Below are 4,021 nucleotides of genomic sequence, written 5' to 3' on the forward strand. Positions count from 1 at the left end.
ACGCTGAGAGGCTGATAAGGACTCTGAAAGAAGAAGAGGTATACCTGAACGAGTATGAGGATATACAGGAAGCAAGGGAGAGGATAGGCTACTTTCTAGAAGAGGTCTACATGAAGAAGAGAGTTCACTCCGCCTTAGGGTATCTGACTCCTTTGGAATTCGAGCAAAGTTGCAATCCTACTGACTCTATCCTTCCCGCCCTATGGTTTTTGGCCGTTCATCTGGGTTGGTTTCGTGCCGATGCTGGTTGCCCAATTCCGGGTCATGCCACGCAGAGTTTCCAGTCTGGCTTCGGCCATCACCATCGGCGGCTGGTTAGGCGGCTACCTCACGCCCATCTTCGCCGGCAGTGGTATCTACATGACCTGGCTTCCGCTGATTATCGGCGTCGTCGTCTTTTTCGCTGATCGCGGTACGCGCGCTTTCCACGAGCGCACCGGCTACCGCTGGTTTGTCTGGCATGGTGCGCTCACCTGGGTGGGGATCGAGATGATTCGCGGTTTCATTCCCATCATGGGCACGTGGGCTTTCGTCGCCAATACGCTCCATGGTCAGCCGTGGTTGATCCAGCCGGTCAGCATCTTTGGCATCTTCGGCCTCGGCCTGCTCATCATGTTTGTCAACTATGGGTTGGGGCTGGGTGCGTTATACCTCTTCGACAAGCGCTGGAAACTGGACCCAGATGTTCGGCCCCTCGCCGGTCGGTCGGTGCGCAACTGGGGCCTGGGCCTGCTCGCCGCGCTGATGGCGTGGACCGGTATCAGCCTGGTTCTCTTCCACACGCCGGCCACTCCGATGGTTCGAGTCGCCGCGCTGCACTACGATGCCGGGGAGTCTCCCTGGCATTCGGTGGACAAATTCGTTGAACTCACCCGTCAGGCGGCCCGACAGGGGGCACGGGTCATTGTCTGGCCGGAGAAGGCAATTGAAGGCGATCCCCAGGTCACAAACACCGCCGAATTCCGCCAGCTGGCCGCTGAAACCAATGCGCATCTGGCTCTGGGCTACTTTGTCAAGGTGACAGACAGGATCTGGCGCAACGAAACCACCCTGCTGGCGCCTGATGGGCGGTTTCTGGGCGTCTATGGTAAAGATCACCCTGTCAGCTTTGCCGGGGAGAGCAGTCCAACACGCGGGACATATCCGGTGTACGACACGCCTCTGGGTAGAATTGGCACGATCATCTGTTACGACCTCGATTTTACCGATACAGCCCGCAAGGTCACTCGTAATGGTGCACAGTTGATCCTGGTTCCCTCACATGACTGGCCTGGGATCGCCACAAAGCACTACCCGCATCTGGTCTTTCGCGCCATTGAGAACCGCGTCGCCATGGTCAAGTCTGATAGCAGCGGAAACGATTCGGTGGTCATTGATCCATACGGGCGAATCATCGCGGCCGCAATCACGCCAGGCGGTGACAAGACCGGTCAGGTTGTAGTTGCCGATGTATCCCTGGGAACGGGGGATACGCTCGCCGTTCGCCTTGGCGACTGGACAGGCTGGATTGCCCTGGTCGGGATGGCATTCTTCATTCTTTACGCCCCCCTGACAAGGGCGAGAGCAAAGCGCAAGCAAGACACACCGCTTGGACGACAGCACGACATACCTGGCCGAGAAGGCCAATGACATGCTTTATCTCAAGGCCGGTATGCGGGCTAACCGGCACTTGCATCTGACGCCGCTCCGCTGCGCTTCGCGGCGCAAATCCTGCACATCATGATTACATTAGAGAGCATGGCTATCGATTCAACGGGAAACACCACGAGATCTATTTGAGCGATCCAAGGAGAACGGCACCGAATAGGTTGAAAACGATACTTCGGCAGCCTATCCGGAAACGTAACACCGATTGCATCCGATAGCGCTCCGAAGCTTCGAATCAATATGCTGTATGAACCGATTTCCCGCCCGGATGATCCACGGCTCGGTGAGGCCTTCCGACCATCATCACGTGAGAAAAATCCCACCCTCAAACGTATAGATTAGTGAGACCATCTGAGGGTGAAAAAACATGGATCTGTCCAAATACACGGGCAGGGGTGTCAAGATAGGGCTGATAGACAGCGGGGTGGACCGAGACCATCCCGCTATCCACAACATCAAAGCCGGCATATCGATTAAACTCGATTCCCAAAGGAGGCTGTATCTATCGGATGATTTCGAGGATCAACACGGTCACGGCACGGGATGTGCCTACATAATCTCGAAGCTCGCCCCTCACTCAGAGCTCTACGTGGTCAAGGTCTTCGAAGAAAAATTGCTGTGCGAGGAGAGGCGAGTTGTAGAAGCGATACGGTGGCTGATAGAACAGAAGGTGGACATCATCAACCTCAGCATGCAATCCCCGCATGAGGAGAGCAGGGATACCTTCCAACCGATATGTGAGGAGGCGCTTGAAAGCGGCATGATGCTGATAGCGGCCAGAGACCCTACCGTCCCGGTCGCCTATCCGGCCGATCTGGAGGGGGTGATAGGCGTCGTGCCGATAAAGGCTTGTGGCAGATATGAGTATCTCTACATCCGCGACGGCGATCGGTGGTATCTGGGAGCCAGGGGGGATCTGCAGCGATTGGCGGATAAGGGTGGTGGTTTCACGCTCAACAGAGGTCCCAGCTATGCTGCGCCACACATAACCGCGATAACCGCCCTGATGATGGAGGCGCTGGGAAGCAAAGATCGGGATGAGGTGATCAAAACGCTTATCTCCAACGCCTCGGGTGAGATCGAGGGGTTGAGATCTCATCCGGTTCATCTCCCGATAAACCCTCCTCCTGCGCCGCCCGCCCTGCCGGAGAACCGACCGAGCCGTGTTCAGATCCGCAAAGCATCCCTCTATCCCTATACCGATGAAATGAGGCTCCTCGTCAGATACAGATCTCAGCTCTCCTTCTCCCTCGTGGGGACGGCGGATACCTTGGATTGCGAGCTGATGGGAAAGGATGCGGGTGAGCCGCTTGGGCTAAAGCCCGCCGGTTTCAGGGTGGTGCATGACCTTAAAAAGGCCTGTTCTAAAGCCGATACCCTGATCGTGGGCGATCTGAGCCGGATGAATATGATCTTCGGCATGGACGCAACAAGAGCGATCATCACAAGGGCGATCGATCTGGACGTGAACGTGTATTCGATCCAGATCCTGAATCCCGATTCCTACGCCGATCTATTCGATATGGCGAGGCGGAGAAGGCTGAGCTTGAACTGTCCTTCGATCAACTGTCTGGGCGAGCCCATAGATCTCCGATGCGTCCTGCCGCTGAGCAGGATAACCGTCCCGATGATGGCGATCTTCGGAACAAGGGCCGAACATCGTGCCTTCGAGCTGCAGTTGCTGCTGCGGGAGAAACTGCTGAGGGAGAGATGCAAGGTGGCCTGCCTGGGAACGGACAACAGGTCAGAGCTCTTCAATTTCGAGATCTGCTTCCCGATGGACGTCCATACCTCGATGAAGATCCCTCCCGGCGAGCAGATGCATTACCTGCAGGCGGGTGTTTCAAAGGTGTTCAAGGAGATAAACCCTGACCTTATCCTGATAGGCTCTCAGGTACATCTGATCCCCGTGGAGGTGGACGACATAGGCGTTATGGGCTCAATAGCCGTATCGCTCAGCCTTAAACCCGATTACTACGTCCTCCAGTTCGAGCCGGAGGATCCGATAGAGTTCCTCGGCTGCTGCCTGGATTTCATCCGATCATTCGGCAGAGGGGAGATAGTCGCTTTGGTCATGAACGATATGAATATCACCTCTGACCAGGAGCTGGATGAACGCATCTTAATGATCGGAAGCTCGCTTCAGATACCCGCGCTTCGTATGGGAGACCCTGAGTTGGGGGATAAAATCGTGAGGCTGATGTGTGAAGGTGAAAACGGTGTGGAGCGATGACAAAATAAAGAGGGAGATTAAAAGGATACTGATTAAGGTCATGATACTGAAGGATCTGGAGCCGTCGGAGATAGGTGATGAGGAGCTGTTGTTCGCCCCCCCCCCCCCCCCTTTTTCCCCGTGCCCGTTGTGGGGCCCTCC

3 protein-coding genes are annotated in these 4,021 nt (G+C 55.8%); all 3 read left to right on the top strand.

Annotated elements, in window-relative coordinates; all coding sequences use genetic code 11:
• The coding region (locus tag J7M22_10025) for an integrase core domain-containing protein (protein MCD6506946.1) at positions 1-407 on the top strand (407 nt) is incomplete at its 5' end.
• Positions 361-1,629, top strand: coding sequence for an apolipoprotein N-acyltransferase (locus tag J7M22_10030; GenBank protein MCD6506947.1), 1,269 nt, complete (start codon positions 361-363; stop codon positions 1,627-1,629). The genes J7M22_10025 and J7M22_10030, both read left to right, overlap by 47 nt.
• A 385-nt stretch (positions 1,630-2,014) precedes the next feature.
• A complete protein-coding gene (locus tag J7M22_10035) occupies positions 2,015-3,880 on the top strand; it encodes a S8 family serine peptidase (protein MCD6506948.1) in 1,866 nt (621 codons plus the stop codon).
• Positions 3,881-4,021 lie beyond the last annotated feature (141 nt).

The organism is Candidatus Poribacteria bacterium, from assembly GCA_021162805.1.
Lineage (GTDB): Bacteria > Poribacteria > WGA-4E > B28-G17 > B28-G17 > JAGGXZ01.

Bases quoted from the DNA above. Each gene is read 5' to 3' on its own strand.
- J7M22_10035 (MCD6506948.1), top strand. From the start codon at position 2,015: ATGGATCTGTCCAAATACACGGGCAGGGGTGTCAAGATAGGGCTGATA.
- J7M22_10030 (MCD6506947.1), top strand. From the start codon at position 361: ATGACCTGGCTTCCGCTGATTATCGGCGTCGTCGTCTTTTTCGCTGAT.